Source organism: Nocardia ninae NBRC 108245 (assembly GCF_007990755.1).
Taxonomy (GTDB): domain Bacteria; phylum Actinomycetota; class Actinomycetes; order Mycobacteriales; family Mycobacteriaceae; genus Nocardia; species Nocardia ninae.
On record NZ_BJXA01000018.1, the window covers coordinates 49214 to 71053 of the forward strand.

Here is a 21840-nt window from a genome sequence, read left to right on the forward strand (position 1 = left end):
GCCGGGCCGTACCGATCCGCTGCTGGCCGAACGGAATCGTTTTCGGCGATGCGGGCGCGCCGCGGATGCAGCCCCGTACTGCACCGCCGCGCGCCCAGCTCGCTGCGCTGGCAAAGGTGGGGACACTCGTTGTCCCCGGTCGACTGCCGCCGCCCCCGTCGACGAATCCGCACCGGGCCACTTGCTTGACCACCGATGCGGCACCCACCCTGAATCACCGTGCGCGACAACCCTGTCCGCAGCCTGCGACAGCAGGGCGAAACGGCGATTCAACTGGTGCGGCGCGTGACAAAGCCCGGAAGCGGACGCTTGCTCACAACTAGATGAGCTGTTGCTGACCGGACAGCTCGTCGGCTGCCGATGAACTCGCCTCCCCCGAATCCCGCTGCCGCACACTCGATCAGGATGTCTCGAGCTGCGTAACTGCCGCTGTACTAGCGCATAAATGACTGGTCAAAGTGGTAACTATCCAGTGTTCCTCCCTCGGAGGAGTCCGGCGCCACCTATGCTCAGCGCTGGTAGCACATGGTTCAGGAGGGCTTGTCCATGGCGCACACGCAGATCAGATACGGGGTGCTCGGTTCGTTCACGGCAAGGCGCGACGACTGTGAAATCGAGTTGGGCCCAGCGAAACAGCAAGCGGTGCTTGCGGCACTGATGCTGGAGATGAACCGGCCGGTAACGGTGAACGCGATCATCGACGGGGTGTGGGGCGAACACCCCCCAGGTGACGCGCGCAACGGTGTGCAGACCTACGTCAGTAGGCTGCGTCGCGCCTTGGCGCCGTGCCGCAAGGCCACCGAACCCGCGCTGGTGTGGGCGGAGACCGGCTACGTGCTACACGGCGACCCCACGCTGTCGGACCACGTCGCGTTCGACCGACTCCTCGCTACCGCCGAGCGATGCCGGCGCGACAGCGATTTGGCGGCGGCCGCCACGCACACCGATGCCGCGTTGGCACTGTGGCGTGGCGAACCGTTCAGCGGCCTGGCGGGCCCCATCATAGAGGCCGAACGCCGCAGGTTGCAGGAGCGCTACCTGACCGCGCTCGAGCACCGCGCCGCGATCAAACTCGCCCGCGGCCAGCACGCCGAGGCGGTCGCCGAGCTCGCCCCGCTGGTCACCTCTTATCCGCTGCAGGAACGGTTTCGAACGCTGCTCATGCTCGGGCTCTACCACTGCGGGCGGCAAGCCGAGGCGCTGCTGGTCTTCCAGGACGCGCAGCGCCATCTCGCCGACGAGATCGGGATCGAGCCGGGACGCGAACTGCGCGAGCTGCACCGCAGGATTCTGCGCGACGAGATCGAGCCGCCGCTGGGCGGCGTCTCGACACCGACCGGTCGGCATGAATCGCTCTACAGCACAACCGATTTCGCGGGGCTCGAGCAGGAGGCGGCACGGCCCGCCGCCGAGGGCGCGTCCACTCTGGGCGAGAGCGGTGGCGGGGACAAGACAGAGTTCCAGCCCGAGGTACTGCCCAGCCGAAATCAGCTGCCCGGCGACATCGCGGACTTCACCGGCCGCACCGGCGAGATGGACCGTCTCCTGGCCGACATACCGCCGGAAGCGGCCCGCCCGACCGTGTTGATCGAGGCCATCGACGGCATGGCCGGGGTGGGTAAGACGACGCTGGCGATTCACGCGGCGCACCAGCTCAGCGGCCGCTTTCCCGACGCCCAGCTCTATATCGACCTGCACGGGCACGCCGCCGAGAGCGCGCCCGTCGAACCGATGGTCGCGCTGGACCGGCTGTTGCGCGCGGTAGGCGTGCCGAGCGAGTCGATACCGCCGGATCTGGATGCGCGAGCCGCCATGTGGCGCACCAGAATCGCCGCCCGTTCAGCGCTGCTGGTGCTGGACAACGTCGCCGACGTCGATCAGGTGCGGCCGCTGCTGCCGGGCACGGCGAGCTGCCTGGTGCTGATCACGAGCAGGCGCAGGCTCGTCGACCTGGAAGTCTCCAGAACCCTGTCTCTGGACGTGTTTTCACGCGAAGACGCCACCGCGCTGTTCACCACCATCGTGCACGACGAGCGCGTCGCGGCGGAGCCCGAGGCGGTGCAGGAAACCGTCCGGTTGTGCGGTTATCTGCCGCTGGCGATTCGCATCGCGGCCGGACGGCTGCGTGCGCGGCCGGTCTGGCCGATCGACCGGTTGGCCGAGCGGCTCCGACATCCCAGCCGGCTGGAACACCTGTCCGCGGGATCTCGCAGCGTAGCGGCCGCCCTCACCGCCAGTTTCCAAGACCTGTCGATCGATCAGCAGCGCGTGTTCCGGCTGCTCGGCCTGCACCCGGGCCGCGACTTCGACACGTATGCCACCGCAGCCCTCGCCGATATCGGGATCGACGCCGCCGAGCAGATCCTGGAGGCGCTCGTCGATGTTCATCTGCTGGAACAGGTTGTCTCCGAGCGCTATCGATTCCACAGTTTGGTACGCGATTACGCAGCGACACTGAGCGAGCCGTCCGATCTCGACGGCGACGCCGCGTTGACCCGGCTGTTCGACTACTACCGGTATGCCGCGTGGGCGGTCGGCACCAGAATACTGCCCGACCGCACCTTCCGCGTCGCCGATCTGCCCAGGCCGACGACACCGGTACCCGCGCTCGTCACTCACCACGAGTGCGTGACCTGGTTGCACAGCGAACGGCTCAACTTGCTGGCGATCGCTCGCGAGGCGACCAAGGCCCGCTGGTCCGGCTACACCAGGCTGTTCTCCGAAATCCTCTGGTGGCCTTACGTGACGGGCCTGCGCTGCTCCGACGACGCGATCACCTTGCACTTCGACGCGGTCGAAGTGGCGCGCAGCAGCGGCCAGCATGCCGAAGAGTGCCGGTTGCTGGTCAATCTGGGCTACACGCTCTGGCGGATGCGGCATTGCCAGCAGGCACTGGTGGTGCTGAACGACGCCGTCGGGCTGGCGCACGGTATGCGCGACCACGCCAACGCGGCGCGGGCCATGCATCACAGCGGGCTGGTCTACTTCCGGCTGGCGCGGTATCGGGATGCGTTGATGGGGTATCACCAAGCGCTGTCGTTGTCCCGGTCCAGCGGCAACAGATACATGGAAGGTTATGCGCTGCAAGGGCTCGGGCAGGTCCACGAGCGGATGGGGCATTGCGAGGACGCCGTCGACTATCTCCGGCAAGCCGTCGATATCGCCGACGAAACCGGCGACCCATACCTGCGCGCCAGTGCCCTCATGCGCATCAGCGATGCCGACATGCGGGTCGACAGATACAACGACGCGCTCGCACACCTGGAGGACGCGCGTAAAACGTTGACGCCGATGTCGCCGAATACCCTTTTCCACAACTATTTCTCGATCCGCATCGGCAATACCTATTGTCAGCTGAAGCAGTACGAAACAGCGGTGGAAAATTTCCGGGTGGCGCTGGCGCGGGCCGAGCGCAGCAATGATCTGATCCTCAAGTGTTGCGCGTATCTGGGTATCGGGGATATCCATCGCAGGCAGGGCCACTACCGGGAAGCGCTCGCCCACTACGAACGCGCGCTGCACATCGCCTATGCGTCGGGCTCGCCGTACGAGGAAATGCTCGCCTACGACGCCATCGCCACGGTCAGTTATTGCTCTGCGCACTTCTCGGTCGCGCGCAAGCACTGGAAGACCGCCCTGACGATCGCCGCCGGGCTGGGCCTGCCGGAGACCCGGCGCATCGCCGATCATGTCGCCGGCATCGACTCGACGTTTCTCGCCGCCACGGCAACGCAAGCGGCCGAAGCACATTCGGCCGAGTTCCGCAGAGCCGCGGGGTTGATCCGATGCGATCTGTCGCCGTCGAGTCGCGCAACTGCGATGGCCGCGATGGTCGATCCGAAGGGCCCTGACCGGCTACGCGCGTGACGCCCACCAATGCCGGGAGAGCTGGGCCGCAAGGTAGGCACCAGTCGCGTTCAACAGCACGTCATCGATGGAGGAGTGACGGCCGATGGCCAGCGCGAACTGCACTGTCTCCACCACGATCGAGGCGCAGGCGCCCACCAGCAGGACGCGGTACGAGCGAGTGAACCAGGCGAACCGCAACGGCAGCAGGAATCCCAGCGCGGCGAAGACCAGCAGATTCCCGCCGAACTGCTCGACCACCCGTCCGTCGGTCAGCTGATCGGCCAGATCACGCAGCGGCACCACATTCAGCGAACGCCCAGATCCCTTGGGCGTGAGGATCATCCACAACCACGGCGCGGTACCCACCACCATCCCTACCTCGCACAGCGCCACCCGCCACCCGCGCCGCCGCGCCAGCCACCACGCCACCACACCCGCCACCGGTAGCGCGGCGATCGCGGCCAGCACCACCCCACCCCACAACGCCCACGTCCCGTTCACCCCGTGAGTCTTACTCGAGTCGCCCGCGCCTCCACCAGTCGTCCACACAATCCACACGACATCTGCAGATGAAGGCCTGAACAGAATCCGCTACCCGGTACGGAGACTCGCGGCCAGTTCGCCTAGCAGTTTCCAAGTGCGCTGTTCGTCCTCCGGTGAACCGATCGCCGTCTGCGTGTAGATGAGTTCCGTTGCTCCCGCCTCGCGATACGCGGCGACCTGATCGGCCAGTAGCTGCTCGTCACCGATCGCGACCAGGTCGGCTGGATGGTGCACGCCTTCTCGATCCAGGGCGGCACGGTACGCCGGGATGGTCGCGTAGGGCTGCATATTCTGTTCGGCCCGCGCGCGGGCTCCGGCCACATCGGCGGTCACCACTCCGGACACGATCACGGCGGTCCGCGGTGTCGGCCGTCCGGCGGCCTCGGCATAGCGGGTGAGCGTGGGCACCGTGTAGTCGGCCAGGGTGCGTGGACCGGAGAGGATCGGGATCACGCCGTCGGCGAGTTCCGCTCCGGCGCGCAGTGTCAGCTCGCCTGCCGCCGCGACCAGGACCGGCACGCGGGGCCGCACGCCGTGCAACGGTTCCGACCGGGGCGTTCGGGCGATCAGGGTGTCACCTTCCAGCTCCACTGCTCCGTCATCCAGCAAGGCGCGCAACGCTTTCAGATAGTCGCGTAGATGCCGGATCCGGGGGTGCGGCGCTATGCCGTAGGTCTGTTCGACGAGCGAGGCGATCGACATCCCGAGCCCGAGGGTGAGGCGGCCGTGGCTGGTGGCCTGCACGGTCCGGGCCTGCATCGCGAGCGTGATCGGGTGCCGAGGGTAGATCGGGACCACCGCGGTGCCGACCGCGATGTCCGGTACTTCGCGCGCGGCGAGCGCGGCGACGGTGAGGGCGTCGTGGTCGAAACGCTGAATGAACCAGGCGGCGTCCAGCCCGGCCCCGGCCAGTTCCGCGACCTCGCCGATCAAGGTCTGCACCGGGTCGGCTGTTGCGGATAGTCGAGTGTGGTTGGTGGGCAAGGCAATACCGATACGCATGAAGTCTCCCGAGCTGCGTTGTGACGAGCCGATTAGTTAACTAAGTCAATATATACATACACTGTCTATATTGTCCCAGTTGCATCTTTGGTACGCTCTTGCCATGGGAGCAGAAGGCGGCCTGCGGGAGCGGAAGAAGCAGCAGACTCGGACGGCCATCGCTGATACGGCGATCGAAATGTTTCTGGAGTCCGGCTTCGATCAGGTGTCTTGCGCCGAGATCGCTACGCGCGCAGAGGTTTCCAAGCCGACGCTGTTCAAATACTTCCCCACCAAAGAAGATTTGGTGCTGCACCGGATCATCGACCATGAGCAGGAGGCCGCTCGGGTGGTCCGCGAACGGCGGTCCAGCGAGGCTCCGTTGAACGCGCTGCGTCGGCACTTCCTGGCCGCGCTCGACGCGCATGATCCGATCACCGGGTTGAACGATGACCCGGAAGTGCTTGCGCTGCACCAGATGTTCGAGACCACGCCCAGCCTGTCGGCGCGGGTGCTCGGTTTCGTGGCCAAGGGCGCCGAGGAGCTCGCCGCAGCCCTGATCGACGCCGGAGCCGTCGCCGACGGTGTCACCGCGCGGGTGGCCGCGCACCAGGTGATCATTACGCTGCGGGTGCTCGCCGAGGAGAATCTGCGCAAGCTAGCCGGTGGCCGCACACTCGACGAGGTGCACCCCGAAGCCGTCGCCGCCGCCCGGCGCGCCTTCGCCATGCTCCGCGCCGCCCTCGATGCCGCTTGACCGTGCGATCATCGCGGCGCGCGGCCCCAGGTCTGGACCATTCGGGGAGCGGCCAGCACTATCGATGAATCATCTACTGCCGCACGGAGGTCGGCGAGGATGGCGTCGAGTTCGGCGGTGCTGGTCAGTCCGGCGGCGAGCGCGGCATCCGCGATGTTCTCGAGGGTGAGGACGTGGACGAGTTTGGTGGCGGGATCCGGTTCGGCGGGTTGATTCACCTGGATGTGGATGTCGGTGAGACCCGCGGTGTGCAGCAGCGCGGGCAGCCGGGTGCCGATCAGCGGATCGGCGCCCCGGTGACGACCGGTGCGAATGTACAGGTCGTGGTAGGCACGGAATGCGGGTGAGTCGGGACAGCACAGGGGTGCGCTGAAGTCGACGTCCGCGACGGCCAGGGTGCCGCCCGGCCGCAGTGTCCTGGCAATGGCAGCGACGGCCGCGGCGGGGTCGGTCAGGTGCGAGAGCAGGAAGCGGGCGTGCGCGACGTCGAAGGTTTCCGCGGGCGGCTCCCCCGTGATGTCGGCGACTCGGTATTCCACCTGCGGATAGGTGGTGGCTTCGGCTGCGGCGAGCGCCACCTTGGCAGGGTCGAGGTCGGTGCCGAGTACTCGCCCCTCCGTGCCGACCATGTCCGCGATCATCAGGGTCACATCGCCGCCGCCGGAGCCGACGTCCCAGCTCCGGTCGCCCGGGCGGACAGGTAACTGCTCGAGCATCGCCCGAGTGCGCGGCGCCAGCACGCCGGCCAAGACGCGCAACCGTTCTCGGCCCTGGATACCGCCGCGAATGATGTACGAACCCGCTTCGCTCATGCCATTCCCTCTGCCGCGGAAGCGAATCGACCGAACGAGTCGCTCGACGGTCAGTTGGCCGAGGCGGGCTTCGGCGTCAGCAGGACCAGCGGGATCTCGCGCGTCGTCTTCTTCTGATAGCCGGCGTAGACCTTCTGCGCGGCGATCACGCGCGGCCACAATTCGGCCCGCTCTTCGGCGTTGGCGATCCGGGCGGTCATCGGTTGCCGGGGTCCGCTGCGCACCGAGACCTGGACATCCGGGTTGTCGCGCACATTGTGCAGCCAGGCGGGATGTTGCGGGTCGCCGCCGCGGGAGGCGACGACGACGTAGGCGTCGCCGTCGACGATCGGCGCGGTCAGCATCACCGCGTGCGGGCGACCGGATTTGCGGCCGATGGTCACGAGTTCGATCGACGGCATCCCGCTGAAGTCGTTGCCCAGCTTGCCGCAACTGACCTTCAAGAGGGCGCGATGAGCCGTGTTCATTGTCTTGAGAGCGAAATTCGATGGCATGGGGGTCCTTAACCACGCTGCGCGGGAACGAGCTCTGACATGCCCACACTACCTCCCTGTGACGAACTGTCTCAGGTAAAGATGTCGGTCTACCGCTCGAGCGGGCGTAGGCCGATCAACGTGCGAGCTGACGCGTATACGTAGCGGTTCTTGCCGCGGGCAGTCAGTTGACCGCCGTCGCTGAGAGCGTCGGGGACCTCGGTCACCGCACGGAACGGGATGTCCCACACCGTGCTGCCGGCTTTCGGGTCGATCGCCCACAGACCGGTGGAGTCGGCGAAAACGACGACGTCGCCGTCCCATGCGTCCGGTGTGCCGGAACGCTCGGTCGCGTGCTGCCACAGTCGGCGCCCGGTGCGCATATCCAGCCCGGTCGTGGTGCCTGCGGCGTCATCTCGGAGCAGTGCGACGTCGCCGAGCAGTGCGATCGCGGAGCCGGAAGTGGCGTTCCCGTACTCGCTCTGGGTCGTACGCGGCTGGGTCACGAGATCGGGGCTGGTCCACATCAGCTGGCCGGTGCGGCGATCGCGGGCGCCGTCGGCGAGCAGCACGGGGACGGTGTCGTCGGTCGGCAGGTCGATCGAGAGGCTATGGGCGGCTTCATGATCCGTGCTGGCCAGCACCCGCCCGGTGTGGTCGAGAATGTCGGAGCCGGTGATCCGGTAGCCGGTGCAGTCGGTGTGGATTCGCACGACCATCGCCGGGTTCGTTTGAGTTGTACGGGAACACCCGGTCAGCTCCGCAGTCCAGGTCGGCGCGCCGGTGCCCAGGTCGAACCCGGCGAGATCGGCACCGAGGGCGAACAGGCCCTGCCCATGCGCTACGTCCAGCGCGTCGGCGGGCAGGGATTCCCATGCGGTACCCATGGTGAACGCGCGGGTCCAGTGGGCGTCGGGATCGGCGAGCGTGCCGGAATGCACGCGCACATCGTCGGACTCGACATCGCCTTCCGCCAGGTACAGGCGATCCTCGGCGGTGGCGAGGGCGAAGACCGACCACTCGAGGGACGTGCGGGTGACCTTTCCGCTGCCGATGTCGTAGCCGAGGAGAGCGGGCGGCTCGGACGGTCCGGTGAAGCAGACGAGGTGATTGTCGAGCGGAGCGCGCGCACAACCACCGAGGTGGGCGGCGGGGGTACGCCAGCGCACCGCGCCGGAGGCGGCATCGATACCGATCATTGTCGGATTACGCAGCGACATATCGCCGTCCGAGGAGCCGACCACGGCGACGAGGGTGTCGCCCGCGTCTACGAAACCCGCACTGCCGATGTCGTATTCGGTGCCCGCGACCGGATCACGGAATTCGGGAGACGCGCCGTCGTAGGCCGCGGCGGCATCGACCGACCAGGCGAGGCCGGGTGCGGCGGCCGCGGTGCCGGTGATCTTGCGGGTAGCGTCATCGGGCTGCACCAGGACGTAAACGGCTCCGGCACTGGTGATTACCGCGGCGGCAGCGGCCAGCACCAGATTGCGCAAGCCCGGGATCGGCGCCATTACCGCACCTCGAGATCGGGGTTCGTGGCAATCGCTTCGAGCTGCGCGAAAGGAAGAGGTTCGATTGGGTCGGCGGCGGTGGACGACACGTGGACCCTGGTGCCCGAGGGGCGGGTGACGGCGACCGTGCGCATGGTTTCCGGTACGGGCTGCGCCCCCGGCTTTTGCGACTGCACCGTATATCGCGACTCCCGGGTCTCGACCACGGTCCCGTCCGGAAGTCGCCGGTTCGTCACGCGGTCACCGTCCCGGTTGGGTGGCGTGTCCTCCGGAAGGCGCTGTTCCGTGGCGATCGCGACACTCAACCGCGACTCCCGCCCGGGCGTGGTGATCCGAACCGCTTGGCACACCCCACTCGCGCTGGGGCCCGTCGGTCGCAACTGCCCCAGTGGCCGATCGAGCGTGAGACCGTCGAGCGGGATGTGCGCCAGCACCGCGTCCAACCGGCGGGTAACACCCTCGTCGATCAGCCCACCGGTCTCCGTTGCACCGGAACAGCTTTCGGGAACGTCCGGGGTGCCCGGCGGCACCGGCGTCGTGACGCGCAGGCCAGGAGCGGTGGCCAGGGCCGCGAGCTCGTCGACCGTCAACGGCACTGTGCCGGAATGACCGCTGCCGTCCGAGCGCTGATCGGTGGCGGCGGTGGTGACCGCGGTGCCGTCCGGCAAATACGCGCGGGCGGTGCGAGACAGCGTGCGAACCTTATCTATCTCGTACCAGGTGTCCTGCACATCGACCGTCGTGCCATCGGCGAGCCGACGCCGCTCATCGAGATCACCTGCGACACAGGCCGGAACAGGTGCCGCGGACTGCCGGACCGTCACCATCAGCCCACCCTCCCCCGCACCCCGGCGCAGCGTGCCACTCGCGGTGGTCCAGCCGCCGGCGCCCGGCGGCGAATCGGCGTCCTCCGGATCATCGAGGATGGGCTGAAACAGCAGCGACTGCTCGTCGGACGCAAAGGCGACCTCGACATCGTCCGGCAACCCGTCCCGCAGCGCCCGCGACATCGCGACAGCCTTCGGACCGGAGAACCACGGATACGCCGGATTGTCGTAACCGAACGTGCCGTAGCTGGCCCACGCCATCAAGTTGCCCTCGGTAGGCGGCTCCACTACGGCACAGCCCGGAATCTCTACCGGAAAGACAACAGCCGGAGTGACATATGAGTTCTCGGCCCGCGGTCGGGATGGGGTAGCCGTAGCTGTAGGCACCGGCTTGGTCGTCAACGCAGGCTCCGGCTCGTGCAACAGCCCACCGACGATGACGCCACTCGCCACAATCGCCACACACACCAGCCCGACCGTCCACCCGCTTACCGCGCGCGACGGCTGAGCTTCCTCGCGAGCCTCCATCTGCGGCACCGCTCCTCCCCATAGCTGTCAGGTGATGTCTACCAAACGCCACCGACGAACTACGAGCGGCGGTCCGTTGACGTGGTGCGGGTGCGCTCGACGGTGAAGAGGTGGTGGGTGCCGTGCAGGCCCTTGAGTTCGACCTGGCGTTCCGCAGTGACGGTGATGTCGGGGTGGTCGGCGATGGCGTCGTGCACCGGGGTGCTGATGAGGATTTCGCCACCGTCGGCTTGGTCGGCTACCCGGGCAGCCATGGCTACGTTGCGGCCGAAGAGGTCGTCGCCGCGGCGGACCGACTTGCCCATGTGAACGCCGATCCGCACTCGAACGCGTTCGCGGCCCACGGATTTGCCGGAGTGGTGCAGGGCCGCCTGCATGTCCAGAGCGCAGCAGACGGCTTGGTCGGGCTCGGCGAAGGCGATCATGAAGCCGTCGCCCTGACTTTTCACGATGTGCCCGCCGTGCTCGGCGACGCACTGACGGGTCAGGCGGTCGTGCCGGTCGAGGAGTTTGACCCAGGCCTGGTCGCCGAGGCGTTCGTTGAGGGCGGTGGAGCCTTCGATGTCGGAGAACATGATCACCACGTGGCCGTCGGGTGTCAGGCCCGCCAGATCCGGTCTTTCGACCTGCGCCCAGCCCGCCAAATTCTCGATCGAGGTGAGGACCGCGCGACGGAACCCTTTCTTGCGCAACAGGTTCGCCGTATCCCACACGGTTTTCACCGCTTCCCGGCCACCATTACGCAGCAGTTGGCGGGCATCGAACCTGCGCTGCAAGTCGTCGAGCTGGCGTTGCAGCTCCGCGGACCGGCGGCGGCTGCCCGCCAGCAGCACGAGCAGCACCACCAGTCCGATGGCCTCCAGTACGGCAACCGCCGCAAGTACGAGCTCGATCAGCATGGAATCCGCCGCAGGGTAGTGGTCGAGGAGAGCGAGTCGACCATAGCCGACCGCGGTGGATGCAGGCTGGTGGCGCGGGACACAGGCGGCGGCTAGCGGAGGTCTGGGAGATCTCGGAGTTGACGGCGGGAGGTGATGCCTAACTTGCGAAAGATGTTGCGTAGGTGGGCATCTACGGTGCGTGGACTCAAGAACAGTTTGGCGGCTACTTCTTTCGAGGTTGCGCCCTCGGCGACCAGGCGGGCGATGTGTACTTCCTGCACGGTGAGCGCGTCGGAGACATCGGCGGATCGGCTGCGGGTGTGCTCGCCGGTGGCACGGAGTTCGCCGGCCGCGCGGGCCGCGAACGCCTCGGCGCCGAGAGCGGCGAGCACCTCGTGGGCGTGCCGCAGCTCGGTTCTGGCGTCGCGGCGGCGGCCTTGGCGGCGCAGCCATTCGCCGTAGACGAGGTGGGCACGTCCGGCCGCGACGGCGAAGGTGCTGGAATCGAGCAGTGACACGGCCCGACGGTAGGAGTCCTCGTCGTCGTCGACCAAAGCTCTTGCGTACGTTTGAATTCCGAGCCCGAACGGGTGCCCACCCGCGCGTTCGGTGAGCGTCGCGAGCGCGGTACGGGCGACGTCCGGTTCGTGGCAGCGCACCGCCGCCTCGACCAATTCGGGGAGCGCCTGGCCCGCCAGCCCGAGATCGCCGGTGGCGACGGCACGTTCAGCGGCCCGCATCGCCGCAGGGTAATCGGCGAGGCTGTTATTGAGGACGGCGGTGGCGTACTGCACGCTGAGGGTCATGTGCGGGCCGACACCGGCGAACAGTTCCTCGGCCTCGGCGCGCCGACCGCGCAAGGCCGCCAGATGAATTCGCGGATAGACGAGGGGGGCGGCGCCGGTGGCCTCCGCGATCGCCTCCTCCTCGGAGATCATCGCCGTCGCGGCGCCGAAGTCGCCGGAGTACGCGGTGACCGTGGCAAGCATGGCCAACCCGATCGGCAGCATGTGGAAGGAACCGACCTCGCGGCCGGACGCGGTGACCCGGGTGGCGATACCGCGCATGGCGTCGATGTCCCACAGTTCGAGGGCGAGCAGGAAGCCGAGGGTCGGCCACCGCGCCCACGCCGCGTCGGCACCGTCGGCCACGACGGGACGCAGCAGCTTGGCGGCCGCCTGATGTCCCTCGACGGTCAGCGCGATCATGCCGTCGAGGATGAGGTCGGCGCTGGTTGGCGGCTGCGGGTGCGGCGGTGCGGTGCGCGCAGCCTCGATCACCGCATCGAATCCGCCGGTCAGCAGGCTCATCTCGATCGCGTCCACATAGCACTCGCGTGACCGGATCGGGTCGTGGTCGGCGAGCCGGGTGGCGGCGCGGAGCAGATGGTCGGTCGGCTGGTCGCCACCGCGGAAGCGGGCGAAGGAGATCCGGCCGCGCAGCAGGTCGACACGCGGATCATCGGAGTCCAGGGTCGACAGCAGTTCGGCGGCGACGCCGAAATCCCCGACCGACAGCTTGGCCTCGACCGCGGCCAGCACCCGCTCGGACCGCAGGATCGGGTCGAGCGTCAAGGCGGCGGCCCGTTCCAGGAACGCCGCCGCGGCGGCGACTCCGCCGCGCGCCTGCGCCCGATTCGCCGATCGCGTCAGCGCGGTCGCCACCTCCTCGTCCGGTCCCGCGCTGGCCAGTGCGCGATGCCAGGCCACCCGGTCGGGGTCGGTGACCGGGTCGCTCACCTGAGCGAGCGCACCATGGGCACGGCGCCGCTCCGCCGCGGTCGCGGCCTGGTACACCGCCGAGCGGGCCAGCGGATGAATGAACCGAACACGGGTGCCGAACTCGACCAGCGAAACGTCCTCGGCCGCAGCACCTTCGACACCCAAGAGCTTCGCCGCGGGCCACAGCAGACCGGGATCGCCGACCGGCTCCGCGGCGGCCACGGTCAGCAGTAACCGCACCTCGGGCGACAACGTCGCGAGGCGGGCACGGAAGCTACGTTCGGCGGCGCGCGGCGCGGGCAGATCGAATCCGCCGGCCATGCCTGCCAATCCCGCGGTCCGCGGCAGTTCCAGCAGGGCGAGCGGGTTGCCGCGCGCCTCGGCCAGGATGCGGTCGCGCACCCGCTCGTCCAGCGAGGCGGGTACCTCGCGCACCAGCAACGCGCGCGCCTCGGATTCGCTCAACCGCTCGACGTCGACCTGGGGTAGCTGCTCCAGCCCGCCCACGTCTTCCCGCGCGGCGAACACCATCGCGACGCGTTCGGCGCCGATCCGGCGGGCCACGAACGCCAACGCGCGGGCCGAGGCATGGTCCAGCCACTGCGCGTCATCGATGAGGCACAGCAGCGGTCGATCGTTCTCGAGCAGCAGACCCAGTGCCGCCGCGCCGGCCAGGAACGGGTCCGGGGTGCCGGTGTCCAGGCCGAACGCGATCCGCAGTGCGGTGCGGTGGGGTGCGGGCAGTGCGTCGAGGTGTTCCAGCACCGGGGCGCACAGTTGGTGCAGGGCCGAGTACGGCAGTTCCGTCTCGAATTCGGCCCCGGACGCTCGCATGATCAGGAACCCGGATGAGGCCTGGGCGAGATGGTCGAGCAGCGCGCTCTTACCGATACCCGGCTCCCCCAGCAGCAGCAATGCCCCGCCACGGGACTCCCGCGCTTCTTGCAGGAGCGCGAGCAACCGCGCGGTTTCGTCGGATCGCCCGACCAGATAACTCACGACTGCGCCTCGCTAGCGCTCGGCTCCGTCGCGCGCTCCCACACGCTGTGCCTTCGATTCACTGACGGACGCTCGCTCACGACCCGATCCTTCCGCGAATCGACCTCCCATGCCAACCGCAGGCATAAGTACCGCCCACCTACGTATAGGCAGGAATCACCGACGCGAGCAAACCTTTCCCGCCACAAAACTGACAACCATGCAAACGCGACCGCTGCCCTACCTCACCGGCCACTTCGCACCGACCGCCGAGGAGCACACCTCGTTCGATCTGACCGTGCACGGCACCCTGCCGCCGGAACTGAACGGGCGCTACTTCCGCAACGGCCACAATCCCAAACCCGGTGTCACACCGACGCATTGGTTCCGCGGCGCGGGCATGCTGCACGGGATCCGGCTCACGGGCGGCCGCGCCGAGTGGTACCGCAACCGCTGGGTGAAGACGCCCTACCTGGACGGTGTCCCGTTCACCGGTACCGAACTCGACGTCAGCGCCGCCGCGACCAGCATCATCTTCCACGGCGGGCGCTACCTCGCATTGCAGGAGGCGAACCTGCCCTGGGAGGTCACCGGCGAGCTGGAGACGGTCGGCGTGCACGACTTCGGCGGCAAGCTGACCACCTCGATGACGGCCCATCCGAAGGTGGACCCGGCTACCGGCGAACTACATTTCTTCTCCTACAGCCCCTTTCCGCCCTACCTGATCTACTACGTGGCCGACGCTCGCGGCGAGATCATCCGGTCCACGCCGATCGCCGGTGCGGGCCCGGCGCTGATGCACGATTTCGCGATCACCCGCGAGCACGCAATCTTTCTCGGGTCCCCGGTCGTCTTCGACCACGCCGAACAGTCCGGTATCCCGTACCGCTGGCACGATCAGGTCCCGCTGCGCCTCGGCGTGCTGCCGCGGCAGACGCCCGGCGAGGTCGTCTGGTTCGACGTCGAGAGCGCAGGGGCGATCCTGCACGTCGCCAACTCCTACGTCGACGATCGCGGCCGAATCATCTTGGAATGCCCGCGCTTCGACCGTGCAGCCTGGGAAACCTCATGGAAGTGGTGGGTCGGTGCGGCAGGCTACCCCGACACCCCCAACGTCGGTACGACCTTCCATCGCTGGATCCTCGACCCGGCCACCCGCAAGGTCACCGAGGAGGCGCTCGACGATCTGGTGATCGAGTTCCCCGCCATCAACGACGACCACACCGGAACACCCAACCGCTACAGCTACGCCGTCGCCTTCCCCGGCGCGGGACTCACCGGCTACCACACCGTCAAATTCGACACCCTGACCGGACAGCGCCAGTTGTTCGCGCACAGACCGGACCGCATGCCGGGCGAAGCCGTCTTCGTGCCGGCCGAGGGCGCCACCCGGGAGGACGACGGATACCTGCTCACCATCGTCAGCGACCTCGCCGCCGACGCGTCGCAACTGCTGGTGCTCGATGCCTCCGACCTCGCCAAGCCGCCGGTCGCCGCCGTCGACCTCCCGCAGCGGGTACCCGCGGGCATCCATGGGCACTGGATCCCGGACCAGGACTGAATCCCCTCGCCGGGACAGGACGATACGAAAGGCATTGCCGTGGAACAGGACACCCGCACCACGACGACCATCGATGATCCGCCGCCCTACCGGGACCTGCTGGCGGGATGGATGTCCCTCTGGAACGGCGACTACGCCCTCGCCCAGCAGGTCGTCGCCCCGGACTTCCGCTTGCACGCCGCACTACTGGGCGGCGGCGACGGCAGTGCGGTCCACGGACCGGCGGGCCTGGTCGATTGGATCGCGCAGACCCGAGCCGCCTTCTCCGAACTCGTGTTCAGCGTCGAGGTCGGACCGGTTGTCGAGCGCGACCACCTCGCGCTCCGCTGGGTCGCCGTCGGCACCTATCACGCGGGATTTCCCGGCGCGACCGCTCCTTCGGGCACTGCAGTCCGGTTCACCGGGACGGACATCTTGCGCCTCGCACGGGATCGGATCGCCGAGTACTGGGTGAACTCCGACATGCACGTGCTGCTGGCAACCCTCGGCGTTCGACCCTAGCCACAACCGTTTGTCGGCCCATTCATCAAGGAGCAGACCATGTTCACCAGCACACCCCGACCCGACCTCGAAACGTATCCCGCCGCACGGCCCGTCCTCATCGCGGCGTGGGCCGTTCCCGTCCTCATCGTCGGTCAGTTCGCGATGGTGGCCATTGTTCCGGTCACCATCGTGCTCATCGGCACCCTCCGCGATGCCCGGCTCCGCCCGCTCCGCTGGTGGGCCGCCGCCCTCGCCGTGGCTTACGCTGTCCCACTGTCCATCTGGGCCATCCGACCCGACCCGGCGCAGAGCCTCTCGAAGGACATCCACCCCCTGCTCGCCGCACTGGTCGTCGTCGCGGGCGGCGCGGTCGCCATCAGACACCACCTACTGCGCAGGCGCGCCCAGCAGACGGCCGAGTAACCGGGTCCGAAAGCGACGCGGCAGCCGAACGAGTTTCAGCACTGAAACTCGTTCGGCTGCGACTGTTTTGGCTCACTGGCGCAACAGCGCCATATCCCCCATCCCGAATTCCAGCTGCCTGGACAAAACGACCCCAGTAAAGTCACAGCAACCAATGCCGTTGCTGAACAATCGATTTCGGGTATCCAGATCGAAACTTCGGTGTAGCGTTTCCGGAATCGTCCTACGAGCTTCGGCAAAAGCTCGACCGACGATGAGGTGGCGGCTCGCCGATGTTTTAAGAGTTGGGCAGGGAATTACGATGGCGGACAACGAAGTCGACCATTCAGCAGCAGCCCGGCAGTTGCCGGGAACCCGAATAACCGCCGATTCGCGACTGGCCTTGGACGGCGGAAATCCCATTCGCCGGACCCCCTGGCCGACCTACGATCGAGGCGCGGTCTGCGTCCACCCCGATGACGAGGAAGCCGCACTACGCGCGATCCGCAGTCACCTCTACTTCCGCTACGACTATCGCCCGCCGCACGAAACCGAATGCGGCAAGTTCGAGGCGGACCTGTGCCGCTATTTCGACTGCCGCCACGCCCTGGCGACCTCCAGCGGCACCACCGCGCTGGCCTTGGCCATCATGGCCGCGGGTATCGCGCCGGGCAGCCTGATCGCCTGTCCCGGTTTCACTTTCGCCGCCACCCCGAGCGCCATCATCCTGGCCGGCTGCACGCCCTTCCTCGTCGACGTCGACGAGAACCTGCACCTGGACGTGGCCGACCTGCGCAGCCGATGGACCCCGCAGGTCAAGGGCATCATGGTGGTGCACATGCGCGGCTTCGCCGGCGACATGGGCGCGCTGCTCCGTTTCGCCGACGACATGAACGTGCCGGTCTTCGAGGACGCGGTCCCCGCCCTCGGCGCGGAACTCGACGGCCGTAAACTCGGCACCTTCGGCCTGGCCGGCGCGTTCAGCACCCAATCGGACAAGTCGCTCAACAGCGGCGAGGGCGGCTTCCTGGTCACCGACGACAGCGCGCTGTTCGCCCGTGCCACCGTGCTTTCCGGCGCCTACGAGGGACGGCTGCGGCGGCACTTCCCCGACGGCGAGCCGCCCATCGCCACCGATCTGGACCTGCCGCTGCTCAGCTTCCGGATGGACGAGATCCGGGCCGCGCTGCTACGGGCGGAGCTAGGCAGGCTGCCGGTGCGCTTGGCCGCGTTCCGGCGCAACTACGACTATGTGGCCTCGGCATTGGCCGACGTCGCCGGGATTCGGATCCGCCGGCCGGTGGCGCCCGGCGCCTATCTCGGTGAGGCGTTCATCTTCCAGGTGCCGAACGGCCGCGCGCAGTGGTTCGCGCAAGCGCTGTGCCACGAGGGCATCGAGGCCCGCAACCTCGGTTCGGACTCCGACCGCAATATCCGTGCGTTCTGGAACTGGCGGTTCATGTTCACCGGGATGGAGACCGCGGCCATCAAGGAGTTGCTGCCGAACGCGACACGCTATCTGCAGCGGGCAGTGGACATTCCGCTGTCCTCCACGTTGTCGCAGGCGGACTGTGACCACTTGGTCGCCGCGGTGCGCAAAGTCGCGGATGCGCTGGCGGCCACCGAGACCCTCGACAACGAAGAAGGTTCCAGTTCCCCCTGGGCCGGCTGGCGATGACGGCTTCGTCCGATACCGGGGCGTTCCCCCGGCTGGCGCTTGCCGGAGTGTTCGGCGGGCTGTTCTGCGGCTACCTCGGCCTGGCCGCGGCGATTCCGGTGCTGCCCGGGCACGTCCGCGATGAGTTCGGCGCGGGTGATCTCGCGGTGGGCCTCGCGGTCACGTCCACCGCGCTCACCGCGCTGCTCACCCGTCCGATCTTCGGCGGCCTGGCCGATCGGTACGGACACCGCAACGTCATGCAGTTCGGTGCGCTCGCCATCGCGGCGGGCGGCCTGCTGTACTTTCTGCCGCTCGGCCTGGTCGGACTGATCATGGTGCGCCTGCTGCTCGGCGTCGGTGAGGCCGCGCTGTTCACCGCGGGTGCGGTCTGGACCGTCACGCTCGCGCCGCACCACCGTCGTGGGCAGGTGATCGGGCTCTACGGCGTTGCCATGTGGGGCGGCATCTCGCTGGGCACCGCGCTCGGCGCGGCCATCCGGCACTTCGGCATCACCGCGGTGTGGAGCTTCTGCTCCGTCGCACCGCTCATCGGTCTCGTGCTGATCAGCATCGTCGCGCCGCAACCGCACGCCACGCCGACCAGCGGGCGCGGGCTGCTGCTGCGGCCCGCCGTGTTGCCCGGTCTCGGTCTCGCATTGGGGGCCGCGGGCTACGTCGGCCTGGCCGCGTTCGTCATCCACGGGCTGCAAGTGCGCGGAATCGACTCGGGCGTGGTCGTTTTGAGCACCTTCAGCGCGGTGTACGCGGGCACCCGTTTGTTCATCGGGCACCTACCGGACAAGTACGGACCGCGGCGGGTCGCTGCGTGGTGCGGCCTGGGCGAGGCGGCCGGGCTGCTGATCATCGCGTGGGCGCCGAATCTGCCGGTGGCGGTGCTCGGGGCCGTGGTGATGGGCGTCGGATTCTCGCTGCTGCACCCGTCGTTGGCGTTGATGGTCATGAACAACACCGACAGCGCCAAACAGGGGGCCGCGCTCGGCGCCTACACCTCGTTCTGGGATCTGGGGTTGTTCGTGTGGGGGCCGGTGACCGGCGCGATCGCCACCGGGTTCGGCTACCCGGCCGTCTTCGTGGTCGGCGCGGGCTGCGCGCTGGCGGCCTCGGCACTGGCCATGACGATCCGGCAAGCGGTGACCACGGAGAAGGCGGTCGACAGGTGACGAACACAGTGAAGGTCCTGTGCATTACCGGCTGGTGCCGCAACGGCAGCACCATTATCGGCAACATCCTCAATGAGATTCCGGGCTTCTTCCACGTCGGCGAGCTGCACTTCCTGTGGAAGAACGCGGCGGGTCGCGGGGTGAACGAGGAATGTGGCTGCGGGCGCAAACTGGTCGACTGCCCGTTCTGGTCGACCATTCTGCCGATCGGGCAACCGGCGGGCAGCACCCTGGTGGAGCACGCCGACGCCGTGATCCGGCGGCAACTCGGCAGCGTCCGGACCCGGCACACCTGGCGGGTGCTCGGTCGTGGACTGCACAACGAGCGGATCCGTGCGCATGCGGCGCTGATGACTCAGGTTTACCAAGCCATCGCGGAGCGCAGCGAGTCACGGGTGATCGTGGATACCACGAAGATTCCCGGTGAAGCGGCGTTGCTGGCACACCTCGACGGCATCACCCCGTACTACGTCCATCTGGTGCGTGACCCGCGTGCGGTGGCCCAATCCTGGAGCAGACCAAAGGATTACGTGTACGCGATGGCGCCGGGTAAGAGCACCGGGTACTGGACCGGCTTCAATCTCGCCACGCACGCGATCACCCGGCGCTATCCGGAACGGTCCATGTTCCTGCGGTACGAGGACTTCATCGCGGATCCGGCGGGCACGATCGACCGCCTGTTGCGGCTGTGTGCGACGGACCCCGCGCTCAACCCCGTCACCGATCGGACGGTCGAATTGCATACCAATCACACGGTTACCGGGAACCCAGATCGTTTCAAGATCGGCGAAACCGTGGTGCGTCCGACCGACGACTCCTGGCGGCGCGGGCTGCCGAAGTCGGCCAGGCGAACGGTCGCGGCCCTGTCGTGGCCGCTGTCGCGCCGATACGGCTACGAATTCGGTGCCGTGGACTCGACGGGAAAGGGCTAGCCGCGTGGATCTGGGGCTGGAGAACAAGGTCGCGCTGGTGACGGGCGGATCCAGTGGGATCGGCTTGGCTATCGCGCGGGAATTGGCTGCCGAGGGTGCCCACGTCGCGATCGGGGCGCGCGACCCAGGACGGCTCGCGGCCGCCGAGCGTTCCGTAAAAGAGGTGGCGCGTGCTCGTGTGCATGTCACGAGCGTGGACATCACCGACAGCGCGGCGACCCGCCGGTGGATCGATGAGGTTGCCGCCGAATTCGGCGGACTGCACATCGTCGTCATCAGTGGTGGCACGCCGCCGACCGGCCACGCGACCGCCTTCGCGACAGCGGACTATCGGGCCGCGGTCGATGCGGTGCTGATCCCGGCGGTCGATGTGGCGCTGAGCGCGTTGCCTCATCTCCGGGACGCCGGTTGGGGCCGAATGCTTTTCGTGGCCTCGGAGACGGCGAGCGTCCCCATCAGCGGTCTGGCCATGTCCGGCGTCACCCGCACGGCCCTCGTTCGATTCGCCCAGTCGCTGGCCGCTGAGGTCGGCCGGGACGGCGTCACGGTCAATGTGCTCGCGCCCAGCGCAACTCGCACTCCCCTGCTGGAACGTGTTGTGGCGCAACGCTCTACCGAGGGACCGAGCGAAGCACAGTTCGAGGCGATGGGCAGGCACACGGCGGTGGGACGGATCGCCCGGCCGGCGGAAATGGCCGCCGTGGCCACCTTTCTGGTGAGCGCGCGGGCCTCCTACCTCACCGGCACCGTGCAGCTGGTCGATGGCGGTGCGAGCGTGCTCGGACCGTCCGCGGCCCATCTGCCCTGGCAGGCCAGCGCGAAACCGGAGTGACAGCACTGCTCTCGGCACCGTTGCCGATGACACGGAAGGAATCACACATGCTGAAGACCGAAGGCGTCAAAGAGACGCTGGCGCAGGTTGTCGCGGACCGGAAGAAGGAGCCTTCGCCGGGGCGGATGTTCGTCGAGGCCTGCGCGAAAGACGGCCTCGACGCCGCCGTCGAGTACGACGTGACCATCACCGACTCGCTGACCAGCTCGCGTCGCAAACCGCGCTACCCGGCGCGCAATATGCTCAAAGCCGTTGACCTGTCCCGTGATCCGCGCGAGTTCTACTGGCACGAGAGCGCACCTGGCGCGGCGGACACTCCCATCGAAGGTGCCGACGTGCGCCGCGAACTGGCCAGCCGGTTCCACAAGTCGCCGATCCCCGAACTGCTCACCACTACGGCCTGGGTGCAGGTGCCGCCGCAGCTGTGGGAGGACCCGGAGACGTTCGAATCCTTCATCAACTACCGGCTGATCGTCCGGCTCTGCACCGCCGAGAACCACACGATCATCAGCGGCGAGGGCGGCCTGCTGAACATGCCGGGGATCGAACGGATGACCTCCCCCGGGCCGTTCGCCTCGACGATCCTGCGCGCCTGCAACGAGGTCGAGCAGATGGGTGGCACCGCCGACGGCATGATCATCAACCCGGTCGACTACTACCGCGCCATGGGTACCGGAAGGCTGATGGACGATCTCGAGCAGAACGGCATGTTCATCGTGCGCACCCGCTTGGTCGAGCCCGGCACCGCCCTGGTGGGCGACTTCGGCCACGGCGCACAGCTTTTCGACGCCGGACGGTCGGTGATCCGCTTCGCCGAGCCGCCGCCGGGCACCTTCAGCGAACCCGGTGCCGCGGTCATGGCGGAGATCTACGAGCGGGTCGTGGTGAACCTACCCACCAACTTCTTCGTCGTCACCGTGTAGGT

At 67.8% G+C, this 21840-nt stretch carries 18 protein-coding genes; 10 read left to right on the top strand and 8 right to left on the bottom strand.

Going from position 1 to position 21840, the window contains the following annotated elements:
• Positions 1-546 precede the first annotated feature (546 nt).
• On the top strand, positions 547-3867 hold the full coding sequence (locus tag NN4_RS15805) for a BTAD domain-containing putative transcriptional regulator (RefSeq protein ID WP_186818450.1): 3321 nt from the start codon (positions 547-549) through the stop codon (positions 3865-3867).
• On the opposite strand, the gene NN4_RS15810 is transcribed toward NN4_RS15805, so the two are convergent.
• Together NN4_RS15810 and NN4_RS15815 are read right to left on the bottom strand one after the other, a co-directional pair.
• A complete protein-coding gene (locus NN4_RS15810) occupies positions 3856-4350 on the bottom strand; it encodes a VanZ family protein (protein ID WP_147131260.1) in 495 nt (164 codons plus the stop codon). The genes NN4_RS15805 and NN4_RS15810 overlap by 12 nt on opposite strands.
• A gap of 90 nt (positions 4351-4440) precedes the next feature.
• Positions 4441-5394 carry a TIGR03564 family F420-dependent LLM class oxidoreductase gene (locus tag NN4_RS15815; RefSeq protein WP_147131263.1) on the bottom strand — a complete coding sequence of 318 codons (954 nt, stop codon included), beginning with the start codon at positions 5392-5394 and terminating at the stop codon, positions 4441-4443.
• 103 nt (positions 5395-5497) lie between these two features.
• Here NN4_RS15815 and NN4_RS15820 point away from each other — a divergent pair, with 103 nt between their 5' ends.
• Positions 5498-6130 (top strand): TetR/AcrR family transcriptional regulator, encoded by a 633-nt coding sequence (locus NN4_RS15820; RefSeq protein ID WP_147131267.1) that lies wholly within the window; start codon positions 5498-5500, stop codon positions 6128-6130.
• An 8-nt stretch (positions 6131-6138) separates the two neighbouring features.
• Here the strand turns inward: NN4_RS15820 and NN4_RS15825 are convergent, their stop codons facing one another.
• From NN4_RS15825 to NN4_RS15850, 6 genes are all read right to left on the bottom strand, one after another.
• Positions 6139-6942: a methyltransferase domain-containing protein gene (locus NN4_RS15825; protein ID WP_147131270.1), complete on the bottom strand. Its 804-nt coding sequence runs from the start codon at positions 6940-6942 to the stop codon at positions 6139-6141.
• Between the two features lie 50 nt (positions 6943-6992).
• A complete protein-coding gene (locus NN4_RS15830) occupies positions 6993-7436 on the bottom strand; it encodes a nitroreductase family deazaflavin-dependent oxidoreductase (protein WP_147131273.1) in 444 nt (147 codons plus the stop codon).
• 89 nt (positions 7437-7525) lie between these two features.
• Positions 7526-8929 carry an outer membrane protein assembly factor BamB family protein gene (locus tag NN4_RS15835; RefSeq protein ID WP_147131276.1) on the bottom strand — a complete coding sequence of 468 codons (1404 nt, stop codon included), beginning with the start codon at positions 8927-8929 and terminating at the stop codon, positions 7526-7528.
• On the bottom strand, positions 8929-10284 hold the full coding sequence (locus NN4_RS15840) for a hypothetical protein (RefSeq protein ID WP_147131473.1): 1356 nt from the start codon (positions 10282-10284) through the stop codon (positions 8929-8931). The genes NN4_RS15835 and NN4_RS15840 overlap by 1 nt, the downstream gene beginning before the upstream one ends.
• 59 nt (positions 10285-10343) lie before the next feature.
• The gene (locus NN4_RS15845) at positions 10344-11183 is read right to left on the bottom strand and encodes an adenylate/guanylate cyclase domain-containing protein (protein WP_147131280.1); all 840 of its coding nucleotides are present in this window, start codon (positions 11181-11183) and stop codon (positions 10344-10346) included.
• 92 nt (positions 11184-11275) lie between these two features.
• Positions 11276-13885: an AAA family ATPase gene (locus NN4_RS15850; RefSeq protein WP_147131283.1), complete on the bottom strand. Its 2610-nt coding sequence runs from the start codon at positions 13883-13885 to the stop codon at positions 11276-11278.
• 199 nt (positions 13886-14084) lie between these two features.
• Here NN4_RS15850 and NN4_RS15855 point away from each other — a divergent pair, with 199 nt between their 5' ends.
• The 8 genes from NN4_RS15855 (at position 14085) to NN4_RS15890 (ending at position 21838) form a co-directional block, all read left to right on the top strand.
• Positions 14085-15425 carry a carotenoid oxygenase family protein gene (locus tag NN4_RS15855; protein WP_147131286.1) on the top strand — a complete coding sequence of 447 codons (1341 nt, stop codon included), beginning with the start codon at positions 14085-14087 and terminating at the stop codon, positions 15423-15425.
• Positions 15426-15464: 39 nt separating this feature from the next.
• Positions 15465-15926, top strand: coding sequence for an ester cyclase (locus tag NN4_RS15860; protein WP_246180899.1), 462 nt, complete (start codon positions 15465-15467; stop codon positions 15924-15926).
• 39 nt (positions 15927-15965) lie between these two features.
• Entirely contained in the window at positions 15966-16331 is a 366-nt protein-coding gene (locus NN4_RS15865) for a hypothetical protein (protein WP_147131289.1), read from the top strand.
• A 301-nt stretch (positions 16332-16632) separates the two neighbouring features.
• Positions 16633-17988: a DegT/DnrJ/EryC1/StrS family aminotransferase gene (locus NN4_RS15870; protein ID WP_147131292.1), complete on the top strand. Its 1356-nt coding sequence runs from the start codon at positions 16633-16635 to the stop codon at positions 17986-17988.
• On the top strand, positions 17985-19151 hold the full coding sequence (locus NN4_RS15875; protein WP_147131295.1) for an MFS transporter: 1167 nt from the start codon (positions 17985-17987) through the stop codon (positions 19149-19151). The genes NN4_RS15870 and NN4_RS15875 overlap by 4 nt, the downstream gene beginning before the upstream one ends.
• Positions 19148-20083 carry a sulfotransferase gene (locus NN4_RS15880; RefSeq protein ID WP_147131298.1) on the top strand — a complete coding sequence of 312 codons (936 nt, stop codon included), beginning with the start codon at positions 19148-19150 and terminating at the stop codon, positions 20081-20083. Before NN4_RS15875 ends, NN4_RS15880 begins: the two co-directional genes overlap by 4 nt.
• A 4-nt stretch (positions 20084-20087) precedes the next feature.
• Positions 20088-20915 (top strand): SDR family NAD(P)-dependent oxidoreductase, encoded by an 828-nt coding sequence (locus tag NN4_RS15885; RefSeq protein ID WP_147131301.1) that lies wholly within the window; start codon positions 20088-20090, stop codon positions 20913-20915.
• A 47-nt stretch (positions 20916-20962) separates the two neighbouring features.
• Positions 20963-21838 carry a family 3 encapsulin nanocompartment shell protein gene (locus NN4_RS15890; protein WP_147131304.1) on the top strand — a complete coding sequence of 292 codons (876 nt, stop codon included), beginning with the start codon at positions 20963-20965 and terminating at the stop codon, positions 21836-21838.
• The last annotated feature ends 2 nt before the right edge of the window (positions 21839-21840 follow it).

Coding starts and splice junctions, on each gene's coding strand:
- NN4_RS15830 (WP_147131273.1), bottom strand. CDS start 7,436: ATGCCATCGAATTTCGCTCTCAAGACAATGAACACGGCTCATCGCGCC.
- NN4_RS15845 (WP_147131280.1), bottom strand. CDS start 11,183: ATGCTGATCGAGCTCGTACTTGCGGCGGTTGCCGTACTGGAGGCCATC.
- NN4_RS15815 (WP_147131263.1), bottom strand. CDS start 5,394: ATGCGTATCGGTATTGCCTTGCCCACCAACCACACTCGACTATCCGCA.
- NN4_RS15865 (WP_147131289.1), top strand. CDS start 15,966: ATGTTCACCAGCACACCCCGACCCGACCTCGAAACGTATCCCGCCGCA.
- NN4_RS15820 (WP_147131267.1), top strand. CDS start 5,498: ATGGGAGCAGAAGGCGGCCTGCGGGAGCGGAAGAAGCAGCAGACTCGG.
- NN4_RS15890 (WP_147131304.1), top strand. CDS start 20,963: ATGCTGAAGACCGAAGGCGTCAAAGAGACGCTGGCGCAGGTTGTCGCG.
- NN4_RS15870 (WP_147131292.1), top strand. CDS start 16,633: ATGGCGGACAACGAAGTCGACCATTCAGCAGCAGCCCGGCAGTTGCCG.
- NN4_RS15855 (WP_147131286.1), top strand. CDS start 14,085: ATGCAAACGCGACCGCTGCCCTACCTCACCGGCCACTTCGCACCGACC.
- NN4_RS15835 (WP_147131276.1), bottom strand. CDS start 8,929: ATGGCGCCGATCCCGGGCTTGCGCAATCTGGTGCTGGCCGCTGCCGCC.
- NN4_RS15825 (WP_147131270.1), bottom strand. CDS start 6,942: ATGAGCGAAGCGGGTTCGTACATCATTCGCGGCGGTATCCAGGGCCGA.
- NN4_RS15875 (WP_147131295.1), top strand. CDS start 17,985: ATGACGGCTTCGTCCGATACCGGGGCGTTCCCCCGGCTGGCGCTTGCC.
- NN4_RS15840 (WP_147131473.1), bottom strand. CDS start 10,284: ATGGAGGCTCGCGAGGAAGCTCAGCCGTCGCGCGCGGTAAGCGGGTGG.
- NN4_RS15805 (WP_186818450.1), top strand. CDS start 547: ATGGCGCACACGCAGATCAGATACGGGGTGCTCGGTTCGTTCACGGCA.